Annotated in this window: 16 protein-coding genes; 8 read left to right on the top strand and 8 right to left on the bottom strand. The window is 40.3% G+C overall.

Annotated elements, in window-relative coordinates:
- Nucleotides 1–56: 56 nt before the first annotated feature.
- On the bottom strand, nt 57–953 hold the full coding sequence (locus tag FPK91_RS09815) for a phospholipase A (RefSeq protein WP_144214302.1): 897 nt from the start codon (nt 951–953) through the stop codon (nt 57–59).
- 243 nt (nt 954–1196) lie between these two features.
- Between FPK91_RS09815 and cobA the strand changes: the two genes are divergently transcribed.
- The 7 genes from cobA to nqrF all read left to right on the top strand — a co-directional run bounded on the left by cobA (nt 1197) and on the right by nqrF (nt 8476).
- On the top strand, nt 1197–2030 hold the full coding sequence (gene cobA, locus FPK91_RS09810; RefSeq protein WP_144210909.1) for a uroporphyrinogen-III C-methyltransferase: 834 nt from the start codon (nt 1197–1199) through the stop codon (nt 2028–2030).
- A 530-nt stretch (nt 2031–2560) separates the two neighbouring features.
- The gene (locus tag FPK91_RS09805; RefSeq protein ID WP_144210907.1) at nt 2561–3922 is read left to right on the top strand and encodes a Na(+)-translocating NADH-quinone reductase subunit A; all 1362 of its coding nucleotides are present in this window, start codon (nt 2561–2563) and stop codon (nt 3920–3922) included.
- Nucleotides 3922–5139 (top strand): NADH:ubiquinone reductase (Na(+)-transporting) subunit B, encoded by a 1218-nt coding sequence (locus FPK91_RS09800; RefSeq protein WP_144210905.1) that lies wholly within the window; start codon nt 3922–3924, stop codon nt 5137–5139. The genes FPK91_RS09805 and FPK91_RS09800 overlap by 1 nt, the downstream gene beginning before the upstream one ends.
- Nucleotides 5129–5899, top strand: a complete 771-nt coding sequence (locus FPK91_RS09795) for a Na(+)-translocating NADH-quinone reductase subunit C (protein ID WP_144210903.1) — start codon at nt 5129–5131, stop codon at nt 5897–5899. The genes FPK91_RS09800 and FPK91_RS09795 overlap by 11 nt, the downstream gene beginning before the upstream one ends.
- A complete protein-coding gene (locus tag FPK91_RS09790; protein WP_144210901.1) occupies nt 5899–6519 on the top strand; it encodes an NADH:ubiquinone reductase (Na(+)-transporting) subunit D in 621 nt (206 codons plus the stop codon). The genes FPK91_RS09795 and FPK91_RS09790 overlap by 1 nt, the downstream gene beginning before the upstream one ends.
- Nucleotides 6520–6524: 5 nt before the next feature.
- Entirely contained in the window at nt 6525–7133 is a 609-nt protein-coding gene (gene nqrE, locus FPK91_RS09785) for an NADH:ubiquinone reductase (Na(+)-transporting) subunit E (RefSeq protein WP_144210899.1), read from the top strand.
- Between the two features lie 125 nt (nt 7134–7258).
- The gene (gene nqrF / locus FPK91_RS09780; protein WP_144210897.1) at nt 7259–8476 is read left to right on the top strand and encodes an NADH:ubiquinone reductase (Na(+)-transporting) subunit F; all 1218 of its coding nucleotides are present in this window, start codon (nt 7259–7261) and stop codon (nt 8474–8476) included.
- A 460-nt stretch (nt 8477–8936) separates the two neighbouring features.
- Here nqrF and FPK91_RS09775 read toward each other — a convergent pair whose 3' ends face one another.
- The 7 genes from FPK91_RS09775 to yjjX form a co-directional block, all read right to left on the bottom strand.
- Nucleotides 8937–10127 carry a hypothetical protein gene (locus FPK91_RS09775; protein ID WP_144210895.1) on the bottom strand — a complete coding sequence of 397 codons (1191 nt, stop codon included), beginning with the start codon at nt 10125–10127 and terminating at the stop codon, nt 8937–8939.
- A gap of 32 nt (nt 10128–10159) precedes the next feature.
- Nucleotides 10160–11074, bottom strand: a complete 915-nt coding sequence (locus FPK91_RS09770; RefSeq protein WP_158638077.1) for an FAD:protein FMN transferase — start codon at nt 11072–11074, stop codon at nt 10160–10162.
- 590 nt (nt 11075–11664) lie between these two features.
- The gene (locus tag FPK91_RS09765; RefSeq protein ID WP_144210891.1) at nt 11665–12846 is read right to left on the bottom strand and encodes a membrane dipeptidase; all 1182 of its coding nucleotides are present in this window, start codon (nt 12844–12846) and stop codon (nt 11665–11667) included.
- Nucleotides 12847–12880: 34 nt separating this feature from the next.
- The gene (locus FPK91_RS09760) at nt 12881–13351 is read right to left on the bottom strand and encodes a SufE family protein (RefSeq protein WP_144210889.1); all 471 of its coding nucleotides are present in this window, start codon (nt 13349–13351) and stop codon (nt 12881–12883) included.
- Between the two features lie 79 nt (nt 13352–13430).
- Entirely contained in the window at nt 13431–14681 is a 1251-nt protein-coding gene (locus tag FPK91_RS09755; RefSeq protein ID WP_144210887.1) for a cysteine desulfurase, read from the bottom strand.
- A gap of 223 nt (nt 14682–14904) precedes the next feature.
- On the bottom strand, nt 14905–15945 hold the full coding sequence (locus FPK91_RS09750; RefSeq protein ID WP_144210885.1) for an NADP(H)-dependent aldo-keto reductase: 1041 nt from the start codon (nt 15943–15945) through the stop codon (nt 14905–14907).
- Between the two features lie 81 nt (nt 15946–16026).
- On the bottom strand, nt 16027–16584 hold the full coding sequence (yjjX, locus tag FPK91_RS09745; RefSeq protein ID WP_144210883.1) for an inosine/xanthosine triphosphatase: 558 nt from the start codon (nt 16582–16584) through the stop codon (nt 16027–16029).
- A 101-nt stretch (nt 16585–16685) separates the two neighbouring features.
- Here yjjX and FPK91_RS09740 point away from each other — a divergent pair, with 101 nt between their 5' ends.
- Nucleotides 16686–17462 (top strand): ribonuclease H family protein, encoded by a 777-nt coding sequence (locus FPK91_RS09740; RefSeq protein WP_144210881.1) that lies wholly within the window; start codon nt 16686–16688, stop codon nt 17460–17462.
- Nucleotides 17463–17542 lie beyond the last annotated feature (80 nt).

The raw sequence follows: 17542 nt of genomic DNA, 5'->3' as shown, positions 1-17542 counted from the left end.
AGTGATAAAAAAGGTGAGCCAATTGGCTCACCTTTTTATTATTCGTTTAAATTAATTTACAGAATATCGCCGATAGAAACACCGATACCAATGCGCTGATTATGATGATTATAATCAATCATGCTTTCGCCATAACCATTAAAGTATTGCGTATATAAACGTAAATTGCCTAATATCGGGTAACTCCAAGTAAACTCAATGGAGCCTTTATTGGGATTTTGTAAATTATTACGGGCCATTAGGGTAAACATGTGCTCATCAAGCCCATAAGCCGCAGTCACTTCAAAGTTACCCATATAATCTTCAATATCGGGATTGTCATCTCCCTCAGGTGAGTCAGGTGTTTCTTTCTCATCTTCTGGTATTCTCCACCACGCTTTAAGGCCTAATGCGAAAGGACCTCTATCAAAAACCATCGTGCCGTAAAGTCTATTCCAACTGCGTGAAAGTGAACCTGACTTGCCGTTAGATTGATGAACTGCACCTACACCCCAAAATGAATTTCTTAAACCTGCCACTTCCCAATCATTGTTAAACAACATGAACATTTCTGGTTCATGATTAGTTTCTCTAAATGGTGAGGAAATTTCTTTGTTGTAGACTTGCCAGTAAGACTGGTTGGTATAGGCAAAGTAGAGGTGGCCATTATCGCCAAAAACGTTATACCAAAGTGGAAATTTAAAGCTTATTTGAAATTTTGCTTCAGCGTTATCGATGACTTCTTCAGCATTTTCATCTTTAGAAAGCGTTATATAAGGATCAACATTTGGGCTGTCGTTATAAGTGTATGGCAATATATAATTGACTTTATGCGGGGTAATCACAAAACGTTGGTCAGCAGTTTTAAGTTCATCTTCAACACGCTGATCTACTAGTGAGTCTTCAGCTAAAACGTGTTGATTTACCCCTATGAACAATCCTGCTGTTAAGAATATTTGAAGCCACTGTTTCATCATTATCTCTTCCCGTATATTTTTGTGTAGATTAACACCCTGGTTACAGATGGGGAATGAATTTAATAACTTAGCTTTATCTTGTCTACATTTAGCTATTTTTGAGCTAAACAGGGTTAATAAAAATCGCTTCAAACTAAATCTATATAACTAAATAGAATAAAAGCTAAGTAATATCTATTATATATGGAATATATAAACCGCTATATTTGATGCTAATCAAATAAAGTGGGGTTTTGGGTAATGGAATTGGTTTCAATACCGGGTCAAGAGGCCAAAGGTAAAGTATGGATTGTTGGTGCGGGGCCTGGGGATGTAGAACTTCTCACCCTCAAAGCTTATCGCGTGCTTAAACAAGCTGATGCTGTACTTTATGATGCCCTTGTTAGCCAAGACATATTAGATTTAATCCCACAAAGCGCCGAGAAAATTGCCGTAGGTAAGCGCGCTGGTAAGCATAGCGCTGCACAAGATGAAATTAATCAGTTACTGGTGACTAAAGCTTACACTCGCAAAAACGTGGTACGCCTTAAAGGTGGTGACCCATTTATTTTTGGCCGTGGCGGTGAAGAACTGCAAACTCTGGCTGAAACAGGTGTTGCTTTCGAAGTTGTCCCTGGCATCACCGCTGCAAGCGGCACCGCAGCTTATGCTGGTATCCCACTAACACATCGAGACTTTGCCCAAGGGGTGACGTTTATTACTGGCCATTGCCAATTACAAAGTCGCCCGATGGACTGGCAAGGTTATGCTAATCCTAATAACACCTTAGTGGTTTATATGGGCATTTTGAATGCTGAGATTATTCGTGATGGATTAATGAGTAATGGCCGCCACGGTGATACGCCTGTTGCTATTGTTTCCAAGGCGACGACTTCATCACAACAACGATTTATTGGTAAGTTAAGTGAATTATCCCAACTTGCAGCAGATCCTGCTTTGCAAATGCCTGCATTGATGATTATTGGTGAGGTGGTAACCCTAGCTGATTCGTTGAACTGGTTTAATCCAGTTGAAATGCCTGAAGCAGATAAGAACGTTTACACATACTCCCAAACTACTGGATCTAGCCTTTAGTTTATCAAACCTTGGCTTCAGCTAACAATTTGAAGAGCTATGGTAAAAATCTTTATTTGATTCTCATAGGCATAAGCATTTCATCAAATCTTTAGGTATAACTACTCACGTTAAATTGTATTGATTTTATTACATGGCTGGAATAACAATTCCGGCCATTTTTATTATTTTTTATATCTCCTGCTAAATATTAACATTCATCAATTTGCTACACTCTGCCATTAACATCTTCTTTTTTAATTCATGTCATTGCTATTCATTGTTTGGTTGAGTTTTTTGTGAACAGTGTCTATGTTGGTTTAAGGTTAATATGCTAGGTGTGATGTATTTTTTGTCGTTAATGTGTTTTTTGTTCGTTTTTAACTTTCATTATTGAAATTTAATGCCGGACTTAGTTCAAGTTTTTCAGTAATGCAATGGTTTATCTGTACATTTATTTCACAATATTTTTTAAAGGTGTGACTTCAATAGCGGATTTGGCTCACAAATCTATTTATTATGTGGTATCTGAATTTTAAAGGTTACAAGTAATGGCTGGATCCTCAAATCAGGTTATAACAATTAAGAGAGGCCTTGATGTGCCTATCGTGGGAGAACCCCAACAAGTCATCGAATCTGCTACTAAACCAACCAGAGTCGCCGTACTTGGTGAAGAATATGTTGGTTTAAAACCCACTATGCTGGTTGAAGAGGGTGATTTCGTCAAAAAAGGCCAAGCGCTTTTTCAAGATAAGAAAACACCGGGCGTATTTTTTACTGCTCCAGCAAGCGGCGAAGTTATCGCGATTAATCGTGGTGAAAAGCGTTTGCTATTGTCTGTAGTCATTCGTTGTGAGGGAGACGAAGCGGTACGTTTCGACACTTCTGAGAATGTAATGTCTGTGGCTCGCGAAACAGTCAAAAAGAATTTGATTGATAGTGGTTTGTGGACTGCTTTACGCACTCGTCCTTTTTCAAGAATTCCTGCAATAGAATCTACTCCTTCTGCAATATTTGTGACGGCAATGGATAGTAATCCACTTGCAGCAGAACCAAGAGTTATTATTGCTGAACATCAGCAAGCTTTCGCTACTGGTTTACAAGTATTAACTCGTCTTACTGATGGCAAGGTGATGTTGTGTCATGACGAAGGTGAAGCGTTACCAGGACATGATATTGAACAAGTTGATTCTCATCAGTTTGGCGGTGTTCACCCTGCAGGATTAGTGGGTACGCATATTCATTTGCTTCATCCTGTCAGTATTGAACGCGTCGTTTGGCATATCGGTTATCAAGATGTCATTGCTTTTGGCAAGCTGTTTGAGACTGGAGAATTGTTTAATGAACGGGTTGTGTCACTTGCTGGCCCGAACGTGATTAAACCAAGGTTGCTGCGTACTCAACTTGGCGCAGACTTAGGCGAACTGGTTGATAATGAAATTAAAGATATTCACTCGCGAGTGGTGTCCGGTTCAATTTTATCCGGTCACACCGCCATTGGTGTTTATAACTATTTAGGCCGTTATCATTCACAAGTGAGTGTGTTAACTGAAAATGCTCGCCATGAATTGTTGCCTTGGGTGCGTCGTAATAAAGATAGATTCTCACTGACTGGCATTATGATGTCAGGCTTTAGCCGCACTAAAAAACTGTTTGATTTTACCACTCATGCGGGAGGTTCTCCTCGCGCAATGATGGCTTTTGGTCAGCTAGCGCGTGTGATGCCATTAGATATTTTACCGACATTATTGGTGAGAGATTTAGTCGTCAGAGACACTGATGAAGCCCAACTACTTGGCGCTTTAGAGTTAGATGAAGAAGATTTAGCACTTTGTACCTTTGTTTGTCCTGGTAAGTATGACTTTGGTAAAGAGTTACGTGCTTGCCTAGATATCATTGAGAGGGAAGGTTAATGAGCCAGGAACAGAAAAAACCGAGTAAGCAAGAGCGTTATTACGCTCATGGTCACTCGATGAAAAGCTACTTGCGATCGTTATGGATCGCCCGTGGTCGAAGTACCAAAGGTAAAGTGCATGTTCGTGATGCAATTGATGTTAAGCGTACTATGCATATTGTCGGTATGTGTCTGCTACCTGCGATATTTTTTGGTATGTATAACCTAGGTTTACAAGCTCAAATAGCCATCATTGCTGGTGCTACACAACCAGATACTTGGCAAGCTGGGATGTTTTCGGTTTTATTTGGTCAGCTAACTGAGCAGTCAGGCTTTTTCAGCTTATTTGCTTATGGCGCCAGCTATTACGTGCCTATATATCTTGCTACTTTGTTTGTGTGTCTGCTGTGGGAAGTGGTATTTGCCAAAGTTCGCAAGCAAGAATTACACGAAGGTTTCTTTATCACCGCATTACTGTTCTCTATTATCGTGCCTGTTTCTACGCCGTTATGGATTATCGCTGTAGGGGTGAGTTTTGGCGTCATTGTTGCCAAAGAGATGTTTGGTGGCATGGGATATAACTTCTTAAATCCAGCGTTAGCGGGTTATGCCTTTATCTACTTTGCTTATCCAACAGAAGTTGCCGCATTAAGTCAGTTTGTTGCTGCGGATGGCTTCTCTGGTGCAACGACATTGACGCAAGCTGCTGCAAGTCGAGCGAATATGTTTGCTGATGTGAGCTGGATTAGCGCGTTATCAGATCCTGCATGGATGAACGCCTTTTTGGGCTTCACTCCAGGTTCAATTGGTGAAACTAGCACAGTCGCTATCTTGATTGGTGGTGGCGTAATGTTGCTAACCAGAGTGGCTGATTGGCGAGTGGTTGCTGGTGTCATGCTTGGTATGGTGGCTACCGCTATCTTGTTTAATCTGGTTGGCCCGGAAAAAAGCTCTATGGCCTCTATGCCGTGGACATGGCATTTAGTCACCGGTGGTTTTGCTCTGGGTATGATGTTTATGGCAACCGATCCTGTGACCGCTTCATACACCCGTAACGCTAAGTATGCCTACGGTGCATTAATTGGCTTTATGACCATACTCATTCGAGTGTTGAATGTGAAGTTGCCTGAAGGGATCATGTTGGCGATTTTATTCGCTAATTTATGGGCGCCATTATTCGATTATTTGGTGGCTCAAGCCAACATAAAACGGAGACTAAAACGTCATGGCCTTTAAAAAAGATACCGTTGCAGGCACGATGATATTTATCATCAGCCTGAGTTTAGTCTGTTCATTTATGATCACCGGTACCGCTGAAATTCTTAAAGAACGTAAGCTGGTTAAAAAGCGTGATGAAGTGCAGCAGTTTGTTTTACGTGCTGCCAACGTTGATATTAGTGGTGGTGATTTCAGAGAGTTATTTGAGCAAAGAGTGACGCCTAAATTGGTAAATCTTGATTCAGGTGAATTTGTTGAACAAGACAACTTGCTCGATTTTGATGAACGTATGGCTGCCATTAATCCTGATACCTCATCTAAACCTAAGAAAGATACTGCCAAAATCAGAAGCCGTGCTGATAATATTCGCGTGTTTGAAGTACGTAATGCTGATGGTCAGTTATCGAGTCTGGTTATGCCTATTTATGGTAAAGGACTATGGTCGATGATTTACGGTTATTTAGCCGTTAAGCCTGACATGAATACCATCGAGAACATTATTTTCTATGAACATGGTGAAACGCCAGGTATTGCCGATTTTGTGACTGATTCCGAGTGGACTAACTTATGGAAAGGGAAACAGCTATTTGATGAAAATGGCAAAATCTCTATTAAGGTTATCAAAGGCGGCGCTAAAGAAGGTGATGTTCATGGTGTTGATGGCGTCAGTGGTGCAACCCGAACCGGTGTAGGTATTCAGCGCGCTGTTGAGTTTTGGTTTGGTGTTGAAGGTTATCAAAATTTCCTTAACAGCTTTTCTGCTGCGGAGGCTAAATAATGAGTAGTACAATCTCTACAAAGCAAATTCTGACCTCACCTATTTTTGCCAACAACCCTGTTGCCATGCAAGTTTTAGGTGTGTGTTCAGCGTTGGCCGTTAGTAACTCAATGCAAACCGCATTGGTTATGACACTGGCGGTGACGTTTGTATTAGTGTGTTCTAACGTCATCATTTCCAGTATTCGTAGCTTTATTCCAAATAGTGTACGAATTATTGCGCAAATGACCGTGATTGCTTCTTTGGTCATCATCGTTGATATGGTGCTGCAGGATGTCGCTTATGAATTATCAAAGCAGCTGTCTGTATTTGTGAGCTTGATTATCACCAACTGTATCATCATGGGTCGAGCGGAAGCATTTGCTATGAAACACCCACCGCATCTAGCCTTGGTTGATGCGTTAGGTAATGCCATGGGTTATGGCGTCATCTTATTAGGTGTGGCATTTGTGCGTGAGCTGTTAGGACGCGGAACCTTGTTTGGTCAAGAAATCTTCACTACCATCGAGAATGGCGGTTGGTACTTGGCTAATGAAATGTTCACCTTGCCACCCAGCGCATTCTTCTTGATCGGTGTGATGATTTGGGCGATCAATGTTGTGCAGCGTAAGAGAGGATAATGGCGATGGAACATTATATAAATTTATTTATTCAAGCAGCTTTCATCGACAATATGGCGCTGTCATTTTTCCTCGGCATGTGTACGTTTTTAGCTGTATCTAAAAAGGTATCAACATCATTTGGTCTCGGTATTGCCGTGATTGTGGTAATGGTTTTAGCGGTGCCCTTAAATCAGCTTATTTATGTCAATGTACTGGCTCCTGGTGCACTTGCATGGGCGGGTTTACCTGAACTCAACTTAAGTTACTTACAGCTCATTACCTTTATTGGTGTGATTGCCGCTTTAGTGCAAATTCTGGAAATGTTTTTAGAAAGATATATTCCAACCTTGTACCAATCGTTGGGTATTTTCTTACCACTGCTAACCGTTAACTGCGCCATTTTTGCAGGGGTTATCTTTATGGCTAACCGCGATTACAATCTTGGCGAGTCAGTGGTGTTTGCTGCAGGCAGCGCCGTAGGTTGGGCAATGGCGATTGTGCTATTAGCCGGGCTTCGTGAACGAATGAAATTCCATGCCATCCCACAAGGGTTACAAGGCATTGGCATTACCTTTATTACCACTGGTTTAATGGCGTTAGGTTTTATGTCATTTGCTGGCATTAGTTTGTAAGGGGTGAAAATGCTAACTAATTTGAACTCGCTTATAGATGGCTCGCTTATGTTTGAAACACAGATTCTAGCAATAGTGAGTCATGACACTGTTTGTCATCAGCAACTGTTGAGAAGGTGCATTTAATGGAAATGGCAATTGGCATAGGCATGTTTACCATAGTGGTAAGTTTGCTGGTATTGGTAATTTTATTCGCCAAAAGTAAATTGGTGAATACCGGTGATGTGACTATTGGTATCAATGGTGACGCTGAGAAGAACGTACGCACACCTGCTGGTGATAAGCTATTAGGTGCGCTTGCTGGGAATAGCATTTTTATTCCTTCAGCATGTGGTGGTGGTGGAACCTGTGGCCAATGCCGCGTTACCGTGAAATCCGGTGGCGGCGATATTTTGGCAACAGAACTTGATCACATCACTAAGAAAGAAGCGAAAGAAGGTTGTCGATTAGCCTGTCAGGTTGCTGTGCGAACTGACATGGAATTAGAAGTTGATGAAGAAATCTTCGGGGTAAAGAAGTGGCAGTGTGAGGTTATTTCTAATAATAACCAAGCAACGTTTATTAAAGAGTTGCTACTTAAAGTACCTGAAGGTGAAGAAGTTCATTTCAAAGCCGGTGGTTATATTCAAATTGAAGCCCCTGCCCATGTGGTTAAGTATGCTGATTTTGATATTCCGACTCAATACCGTGACGACTGGGATAAATATGATTTATTCAGTTTAGTATCAACTGTTGATGAAGATGTATTACGTGCTTATTCAATGGCAAATTACCCTGATGAAAAAGGTACAATCATGTTGAACGTGCGTATTGCTACGCCGCCAAAGAATGATTTACCGCCAGGGCAAATGTCATCGTATATCTTCAACTTAAAAGCTGGTGACAAGGTAACTATTTCGGGCCCATTTGGTGAGTTTTTTGTCAAAGAAACTGATGCGGAAATGGTTTTCGTGGGTGGTGGTGCTGGTATGGCGCCGATGCGTTCGCATATTTTTGATCAACTTAAAAGTAAGCGCACTAGCCGCAAGATGTCATTTTGGTATGGCGCTCGTTCAGCAAGAGAGATCTTTTATAAAGAAGATTTTGATATGTTAGCTGCCGAAAATGAGAATTTTGTTTGGCATGTGGCCTTATCTGATCCATTACCTGAAGATAATTGGACAGGTTATACTGGCTTTATCCACACGGTATTATTAGAAAACTACCTTAAAGATCATAAAGCTCCGGAAGATTGTGAGTTCTACATGTGTGGCCCTCCAATCATGAACTCTTCGGTAATCAACATGCTAGAAAGCTTAGGCGTTGAAGAAGAGAACATCCTGTTAGATGACTTTGGTGACTAGCACTTAACACCTAGCTCCTAGTATCTAACTGAATCGATATTGATTTTGATAGTAGTTGAGTGATTAATGATGAAAAGCTGAAACGATGGTTTCAGCTTTTTTTTGCTTAAAATTAATCAAAACAGCAGATTTTCATGGAGAAAGTGACTTAAGATAAGCGATAAGTGTTAATGGCGCAGGTTAAGTTTCAACAGTCGGTATAAGGGTGGTTAAAGGAGTTGGTTAAAGGCGTTGTTTAAAGCACTGAGAAAAAGGACTAAGTGTAATGGCTAACTTTGGGGCTAAGGCTCTTTCAGCTGCAATATAAGCTTCTCTAGGCACTACTGGTATGTCTTGTCCTCACCATTTATCACGCCGCTCATAGCTGTTAAATTTCAGCTAATAAAAAGGCTTATGTCATGACAACATAAGCCTTTTTCAATTCAGGTAACTCTATAGGTTACCTGTACGAGTTAATTGATTATCCTAATGGGATAATGCCATCAACTTTAATCACTAATGAACAAGCTCCAACGGCTGTCCAATCAACATCTGAAGGAGTGAAAGTTTCCCCTGCACCCAGACCAGGAACTTCAGTAACCCAATCTGATTTTTTCAATGCCGTACGAGTGAAGTCAACAGTACCTAAAATACGTGCACCCATGTTACGTTCAAACTTAGCTGAAAGCATTGGAGAGTATTCATAGTAAGATAAACGTGCTTCGCCATCATTAATGACATTGTAGCAAGTGTTGTTTTTACCAATGCTCATAGAAACATAGTAATTACCGTCATCTTCAAGTTTCATGCCGTAACCAAAGATGGCAATATTCGGAGTTTCTACTTCTTCAGCTGTTTCATCATCAGTAAACTTATTTACCGTAGAAACAAGTTTAGCGCCCATTTGGTTTGAAATTGCGCTGAGTTGGTACTCTTTGCCATCAGCTGGGAACATATCCGCCATGTATTCACGATTTTGAAGACCACATGCTGTTTTTAGTGTTTTAGCACCGCTACCGTCAGAAACTTCTTTCCACTCATAATTGTAGATGCTGCCATTCAAACGCTGAGCTAAGTAGTCAGCATTTAAGAAAGAGCCTGCGTTGTAATAGAAAGCACCAGAAGCACCTGTCTTGCCATCAACTTTAGAGTCATCACCCTCAGGTTGTGGGAATGTTGGCTCTTGTGGATTACCTGGATCAACTGGTGGAGTTTCATCGTGCGGGCTTTCGTGACAGTTACTACATACGCCATAGTCACCATGAGGAACGTTTGCTGGATCACTACCTTCGTAGTTATGACAGCTCATACAGTCTTCAGAGGCCATAGCTGAAGCGAATGTCGCAACTTGTGGCGTTTCTTCTGCTGGTGCATTGGGATCGATATAATCAAAAATGGCACCTTCTTCAGCACACTGAGCGCTAAAAGTAGAGATGTAACTAACCGCTTTCTCTTGAAGTTTATCTGTTTGAGTGACCAAGCTGGCGTTATCAGCAACTAATGATTCATTAGTCGATGAAAGAGTCTCGTTTGTGGTATTTAACTCAGCATTTTGCTCTTCAAGTTGCTTGATTTGTGTTTCAAGACCTGATGTATCAGTGTCATCATCACTACAGGCTGTTAGGCCTAATACAGCAATACAAAGTACGCTAAGTTTAAATTTATTTTTCATTGTTACCCCTTTGATATAGTTTTTATTAACTATTATTTTATGAACTTCTTAAAACTGTCAGAATAATATGTTTTCAATCGACCAAAGTTATCTTCGATAATCATGATGGCAATATTATTCTTATTCGCTATTTCAATTGACTCTGCTCTTGGTAATACCATAAATGCAGTTGCTAAGGCGTCAGCCGTCATGGATGTTTTTTCAATTACGGTTGCAGAGACAATATTGTGAGTGACTGGTTTACCTGAACGAGGGTCTATTAAATGTGAGTAATGTTGGCCATTTTTCTCAAAGTACTTTCTATAATCCCCTGATGTTGCAACAGCTGAGTCACCTGGTGTAATGATTTCTATTTGACCAGATGAATATGCAAACGGTTTATCAATACCCACTTTCCATAACTCTTTATTGGCATTGACTCCTTTGATTCTTAATTCACCACCAATATCAACTAAGAAATTATGAATATTATTACGCTCTAGTACTTCTGCAATTACATCAACGCCAAAGCCTTTGGCAATGGATGATAGGTCTATTTGGAGTCCATCGGTATTTTTAGAAATATGGTGGTCATTAATAACAATATGGTGAACGCCAATTTTAGCTTTTGCATTTGCAATATCTTGATCGCTCGGAAGACTCTCAATGAGACCATTAGGTCCAAAGCCCCATAAATCAACTAAAGGGCCAACGGTAATATCGAGACTGCCACGCGTTAACTCATGAATTGAAATAGCTTCATTAATGACTCTTTCTAAATCTCTACTTATTTTTACTGAAGTATTTTTCGAAATATTATTGATCGCAGTGATTTCGGAATCATCACGCCAGTTAGACATTGAATTATTTACATCTTCTAAACGTTGATTTAATTCATCTCGGATCGCTGCCATTCTTTCTGCAGTTATTTTCGACTCTGTCCATGTCACTTTATAGTTATTCCCCATAGTCTCCCCGTACAAGCTTCTAATGTCTTGTGCTAGAGAATAAGGGGTGTAAATGCTACAAAAAATTAGCATCGTAATAATATTTAAAAGTGTTCTTCTCATTATTAAATAATCTTAATGTTGTATTATTTAAGATTATCCTTGAGCCATTTTTATGTAAATTTAGAAATATAAAATAGTATTAAATTCTATTTAAACTGAGGGAGATGTCATTATTGGCAAAGGTTTTGTGAAGAAGATCTTATTTGGGCAATGATTATTTAGTGTTAATGAATGTATTAGGAAAACTTATTATTTATATGTTTTATTAAAAATTAGAGGGGTATATTGATATATAAAATCGTCATTAATAATTTTTTTTTGTGATTCAGCTTTTAAATTTGATATGACAAAAATTGAAAGTATCATTTTGGTGAAATTTACATTGAACATTTGAAAATTCTATATTTTAGAATTCAATTTTTTAAAATATAGAATTTACAGTAATTTATTGATGTTAAATGCATCGATTCACCATTTTATAGCGTATAAATATATAAAATGGTGACAAAAATAGGGTCTTTAGTAAAAGTAATTAAAGGTATGTAAATTTACACTAAAACTTGATTTAACACTCTTTGCCAGTTGCCACCGAGGAAACGATCTCTGTCACTCGACTTGTAACGTGCTTTGGCCAGTGCATCGTCAATGCGGCTCATTCTATCGATATGGTTTAACTCAGGGATAACGACATGCTCTGGTGTGTGGTCAAATCCCAATACATTCTTATCTGCTAGGCTTTGCCACCAACCAAGGTATTGTTTTACGCCTTCGGCATTATCATTATCTAACGCTAATAAGTTTTCTTGGCCTCTTAGCGGGTAATCGTTTGCAATGGCTACTGCGTTCATACCACCAATTCTGGCCACTCTATCGAGCTGACGAATATAATCATCAATTGTGGGAACGGGATCGTTGGTCAACCAAAAACTCATCATGAAAATACCAAAAACGCCGCCTGTATCTGCAATCGCGCGAATAACTTCATCTGGCGAACAACGGGCATTATTCACGATTGAACGAACTGCGCCATGGCTTTGTACAATAGGCTTATTGGTTATCTTAGCGGTATCGAGTGCTGTTTGAGGACTTGAGTGGCTGACATCAATCAAAATATTTCGTTTGTTTAACTCCGCAATGAGCATTTTTCCATCTTCGGTTAAGGGTTTATCCAAGCCTTGGAAGCCGTCATTGTCCAGTGCGCCGCCAGCAAAGCGGTTGCCATAATGATGAGTTAGTTGTAATACCCGCAGTCCATGCTGATGGAGTTCAGTTAATTGAGGCCAATGATTATCTTCACTGCTTCCTTTGTCTGCATCGGCATCAACACAATCAGCACCTTGGATCTGAAAATACACCGCAGTGCGTTGTTCGTTTTGTGCTTTTGATATGTCGCTACCTGTTAATCCCTGCAATAAAATTTTTGGATTCTCAGCGACAATTTTTTCGGCTTTTTTGATGCTTTCAATACAGGCTTTGTAGGTGCGCTTGTAATTGGTCGTACCGTCAGCTTGTTTAATGGGTTCTATTGCTGAAATATCACAAACATAAGCATCGAGTTTTGATGCTGCTACATCGGCAAGGTTTTCGGGAAGAAATGATAATCCATCAATATAAAGGCGCTTTTTAGGATTGGCGAAAACAGAAGAGCTATAAAGAGGGCAAAGCAATGTCGTTGCAGCAATACCTTTAAGTAATGTTCTTCTGCTTTGATTACAAGCGCTTTCAGTCATATATTTTCCTTTTGACGCTAGTAATCCAATTTGATTAGTTTGCGGCGAATTGCTTAATTGCATTAGCTAATGCGGTTAACCCATTGGTACGTGACGGGCTTAACTGGCCGCTGAGCCCGAGTTGTTCAAAGAACATATTTAAATCAAATGATTTGATTTCAGCTGTCGTTTTAGAATGTGTGGCATGTAGCAGTATAGCAATAAGACCCTTAACTATACGTGAATCACTGTCAGCACAAAAATAATGTTGTCCATCAATGACTTTATGATACAGCCAAGCTTGGCTTTCACAGCCTTTAACTTGGGCATGTTCCTGTTTAAACACATCATAAAGCTTTGGTAACGCCTTGCCCACCAGCATAATCTGACGGTACTTATCTTGCCAGTTTTTGGCAGTTTGTATTGCATCGACAGCTTGAGCCACTTTGCTATCTAATGGGCTAAAGCATTGTGCTTCTGGCTGTGATTCTACTTGTGCAGCTAGTGGTATTAATGGGCTATTCATGTCGTTATCTTTACTATTATTATGTCGATGTGGAAATTTGGGGCGTTTTCTGAATCTAGAACTAGCTCTGAGCCTGAAACTAGAGCAGCAGTTCTTTTACACTACGAAGTGCTTTGATAAATAGGTCAATGTCTTGTTTATTAGTATAAACCCCTAATGATGCTCGACAGCAGCCTTTAATGTTTAATATTTGCATTAATGGCATTGCGCAGTGATGTCCGCAGCGAACTGCGATACCTTGTTGATCTAGCAATATACCTACATCTTGATGATGCTCTTGTGCAAGGTTAAACGCAACCACACCGATATTATGCTTAGATGCGCCAATAAGCTCAATATCACCTAAATTTTGTAATTCCTTCTGTAGGTAAACCAATAAGTTTTGCTCATAAGCTATTAATGCTGTTTTTGGCAATTCATTGATAAAGTTAATTGCCGCCCCTAAGCCGATGACTGCCGATATAGCAGGAGTACCAGCTTCTAATTTATTGGGTAATGAGCCAAACGTGGTGGCTTCAAAGCTTACGGACTTAATCATTTCACCACCGGTGAGTAGTGGTTCAAGCTTATCTAATTCAACATAACGACCATATAAGATCCCAACGCCAGTGGGGCCATACATTTTATGGGCTGAAAACACATAAAAGTCACAGTTTATTTGTTGTACATCAACCTCAATATGGGCAACAGCTTGTGCGCCATCCACTAAGGTTAGGGCGCCTGATTTATTGGCCATTTCAACTAATTGACAGACGTCATTTACTGAACCTACAGCATTTGTCACATGGCTAATTGCCACCAGCTTAGGTTTAAGCGCTAACAGTGCATCATAAGCTGTTATATCGATAGATAACTGTTGGTTCAGTGGAATAGCTTTAACAATGGCGCCCGTCTTTTTCGCTAATTGCTGCCACGGAACCAAGTTAGCGTGATGTGCGGCGCTATCAACCAGAATAATATCCTCAGGTTTTAACTGCTCGGTTAAACCTGCCGCGACCATATTAATGGACTCTGTGGTGCCGTGAGTAAAGATGACTTCTTCAGTTTGAGCTGCATTAATAAATTGCTGAACCTGGCTGCGCACATGCTCATAATTGATAGTCGCTCTTGCCGATAGCTGATGGGCAGCGCGATGCACATTGGCATTATCTTGCTGGTAATATTCCATCATCGCATTGATAACGCGAGTCGGTTTTTGGCTAGTGGCTGCAGTATCTAAATAACACAGTGGATTATCATCAAACTTTTGATCCAGTATCGGAAACTGAGATCGAATCGCTTGATGATCAAAGGCATCATTATTTAACACAGTATCCACAGGCACAGTCATTGAGAGCTCTTTAGTTACAAAACAGATTGATTAGTTATTGGGGTAAGTCATTACAGAATAAGAAAAGCGCTATGATCTTCATAGATCATAGCGCTTATTGCAAGTATCAATATACCGCTGTAAGTAAATGTCATTAACGACGTTTGATGTTAATCATGATGCTTACCCATGGTTCTTACTCATGACGCTTACCAATGTTAGTCGCTATGGGCAATGTTAGTCGCTATGGGCAAGGTAAGCGATACAGGTTAGAGAGTTCATTAATACGGCCAATCAAGTCTGCAGATAGGCTGACATCAATACTGTCGATATTTTCCTTTAGCTGTTCAAGGTTAGTCGCGCCAATAATATTGGACGCCACAAAACGTCTCGAATTCACAAAAGCTAACGCCATTTGAGCTGGCGATAAACCAAATTCACGGGCTAAATCCACATAAGCTTGCGTTGCTTCAATTGCCATTGGTGTACTGTTATAACGGGCAAAGCGCTTAAATAAGGTTAATCGCGCTTTTTCAGGCCACTGATTATTTTCATATTTACCTGTTAACGCGCCAAAAGCTAATGGCGAATAAGCCAGTAAAGGCAGTTCTTCACGGTGGCTGATTTCAGACATACCCACTTCAAAGCTGCGATTCAGTAAGCTGTATGGATTTTGTACACTGACGATTCGGGGTAAGCCGTGTTTTTCTGCTAATCGTAGGTACTGCATTAAACCCCATGGTGTCTCATTCGATACTCCGATGTAACGAACCTTACCTTGGCGGATGACTTCAACTAATGCTTCTAAAGTTTCTAAAATAGGGGTTTGATGTTCATCATCAAGCTGATCGTAAAGTAGCTCACCAAAGTAATTACAATTTCTATCAGGCCAATGCAGCTGATATAAATCAATGGTATCAACTTGCAGTCGCTCTAAAGATGCATCAACTGCTTGATGAATGTTGACCCAGTCTAATGCCATATTGGGTCTGACAAAGTCACTTTTAGGGCCAGCGGCTGATACTTTTGATGCTATGACTAAACTATCGCGATTACCTCTTTGTTTAAGGTAATTTCCGATAATTCTCTCTGTTTCTCCCTGGGTTTCAGCGTTAGGAGGAACAGGATACATTTCGGCTGTATCAATAAAGTTAACACCGCGGCCAATGGCATAATCCATTTGTTCGAAGGCTTGGGCTTGGGTGTTTTGTTCGCCCCATGTCATGCTACCAAGACAAATCTTGCTAACATCAAGGCTAGAGTGCGCTATTCGTTGATATTCCATTTAATTCTCCTATGGAATGCAGTTACTTTGAAGTTAACAATCTTTATCCATAAAACAAAGTAACTTATTCCCATGTTCAAACTAATTGTTGAATATTTCAGCATTCATAAAGGGCGCCATCGCCAGAATGATGGCTTGGGTATAAATGCTTTCACGGGTTGCTAAACCGTGAGTGAGTAATCCAATAGCGCCGCCTTTTTGTTTGATGTTGTGGGTCTTAAATAATCTATCCATCACGTGTCCGAGTTCTTCGCCCTGTTCTAATGCTTGATATACTTTTGCGGGTAAAGGTAGCAGGGCGCTGCGGCCAACTGATAGTTGTTGGTTATGAATGATGGCCATATAAGCAAATGTGGCAGGGCCATGTTCAAAATTATCGACACCGCCTTCCATTGCGATAAAAAAGTCTGCGGTTTGATTATGTTGAATATATTGAGACTGACAGAACTCAGCGCGATTAATCGCCCCTAATTTGGTTTCTTCATCTGTCATAGGTTGATCTGCCACTAATGAAGGCGCATGCATCCCAGTGCATATGATGCTGTGCTCAGGGAAGTATTGCCCAATCGCCACTTTTGCAGCGTTGATTTTTACTGGGTTGTTGGAGCCGACAATAATGGTTAATTCTGCTTGAGACATAAACTAAGTATCCGAATTTTACTGAACTGTTGGTGATTTCTATACGCCATAAGCTAAACTGATGCGCATAAGTATCTTACGCTATTTTATAGAGAGTCATCATGGCAAAGAAGTTTTATGTAGTTTGGTCAGGACGTGAGACGGGTATTTTTACCAGTTGGGATTATACCAAGAAGCAAGTGGATAAATTTCCGCAGGCGAAATACAAATCTTTCCCAACGGAAGCGGAAGCTAAAGCGGCCTTTGGTGCATCACCTGCCAAAAGCATCGGGACAGCTTCAAGCAGTAATGTTAAATCTGGTTCAGGTGTTAAGTCTAAAACTAAGTCGGCGTCAAAAGCAGCTATTGATTTATCCAGTCACGAGGTGATGATATTTACTGATGGTGGCTGTGAGCCAAATCCTGGTAAAGCGGGCTCTGGCATGGCTATTTACCGTAAAGGCGATTTAGCTGAACTGTGGTTTGGCATATTTAACCCTAATGGCACCAATAATAGCGCCGAATTGAATGCCCTTTATCAAGCCATATTAGTGGCAGAAAAAGCCATTAAAGCAAATCAAACCGTTAAAATTCTTAGTGACTCCCAATATTCGATTAATTGCATTACCAATTGGGCTTATGGCTGGAAAACCAAAGGCTGGAAACGAAAGACTGCTGGTTATATTGCTAACCTTGAAGTCATTAAACAAGCGCATGAACTTTATGAAGCGATTAAGGACAATGTTGTCATTGAACATGTCGCAGCGCATATTGGTATTGAAGGTAATGAACTGGCCGATCGTATGTCTATTTATGCCATTGACCAAAAAAATACTGATTTTGTAAAATATGAAAAAGCACTCGATTTAGCGGCAATTTTAAGTTTGCGAACTGGCTAATATTTAGACGCTTTAAACTGATGAGAGGATTAGTTTTGTTGAGCTTACTAATCGTCTCAATCAGCTAGGATGTAAATGGC

This window comes from Shewanella donghaensis (assembly GCF_007567505.1).
GTDB lineage: Bacteria > Pseudomonadota > Gammaproteobacteria > Enterobacterales > Shewanellaceae > Shewanella > Shewanella donghaensis.
This window is presented reverse-complemented; position numbering and strand designations above follow the sequence as displayed.

Coding starts and splice junctions, on each gene's coding strand:
- FPK91_RS09815 (WP_144214302.1), bottom strand. CDS start 953: ATGAAACAGTGGCTTCAAATATTCTTAACAGCAGGATTGTTCATAGGG.
- cobA (WP_144210909.1), top strand. CDS start 1,197: ATGGAATTGGTTTCAATACCGGGTCAAGAGGCCAAAGGTAAAGTATGG.
- FPK91_RS09805 (WP_144210907.1), top strand. CDS start 2,561: ATGGCTGGATCCTCAAATCAGGTTATAACAATTAAGAGAGGCCTTGAT.
- FPK91_RS09800 (WP_144210905.1), top strand. CDS start 3,922: ATGAGCCAGGAACAGAAAAAACCGAGTAAGCAAGAGCGTTATTACGCT.
- FPK91_RS09795 (WP_144210903.1), top strand. CDS start 5,129: ATGGCCTTTAAAAAAGATACCGTTGCAGGCACGATGATATTTATCATC.
- FPK91_RS09790 (WP_144210901.1), top strand. CDS start 5,899: ATGAGTAGTACAATCTCTACAAAGCAAATTCTGACCTCACCTATTTTT.
- nqrE (WP_144210899.1), top strand. CDS start 6,525: ATGGAACATTATATAAATTTATTTATTCAAGCAGCTTTCATCGACAAT.
- nqrF (WP_144210897.1), top strand. CDS start 7,259: ATGGAAATGGCAATTGGCATAGGCATGTTTACCATAGTGGTAAGTTTG.
- FPK91_RS09775 (WP_144210895.1), bottom strand. CDS start 10,127: ATGAAAAATAAATTTAAACTTAGCGTACTTTGTATTGCTGTATTAGGC.
- FPK91_RS09770 (WP_158638077.1), bottom strand. CDS start 11,074: ATGGGGAATAACTATAAAGTGACATGGACAGAGTCGAAAATAACTGCA.
- FPK91_RS09765 (WP_144210891.1), bottom strand. CDS start 12,846: ATGACTGAAAGCGCTTGTAATCAAAGCAGAAGAACATTACTTAAAGGT.
- FPK91_RS09760 (WP_144210889.1), bottom strand. CDS start 13,351: ATGAATAGCCCATTAATACCACTAGCTGCACAAGTAGAATCACAGCCA.
- FPK91_RS09755 (WP_144210887.1), bottom strand. CDS start 14,681: ATGACTGTGCCTGTGGATACTGTGTTAAATAATGATGCCTTTGATCAT.
- FPK91_RS09750 (WP_144210885.1), bottom strand. CDS start 15,945: ATGGAATATCAACGAATAGCGCACTCTAGCCTTGATGTTAGCAAGATT.
- yjjX (WP_144210883.1), bottom strand. CDS start 16,584: ATGTCTCAAGCAGAATTAACCATTATTGTCGGCTCCAACAACCCAGTA.
- FPK91_RS09740 (WP_144210881.1), top strand. CDS start 16,686: ATGGCAAAGAAGTTTTATGTAGTTTGGTCAGGACGTGAGACGGGTATT.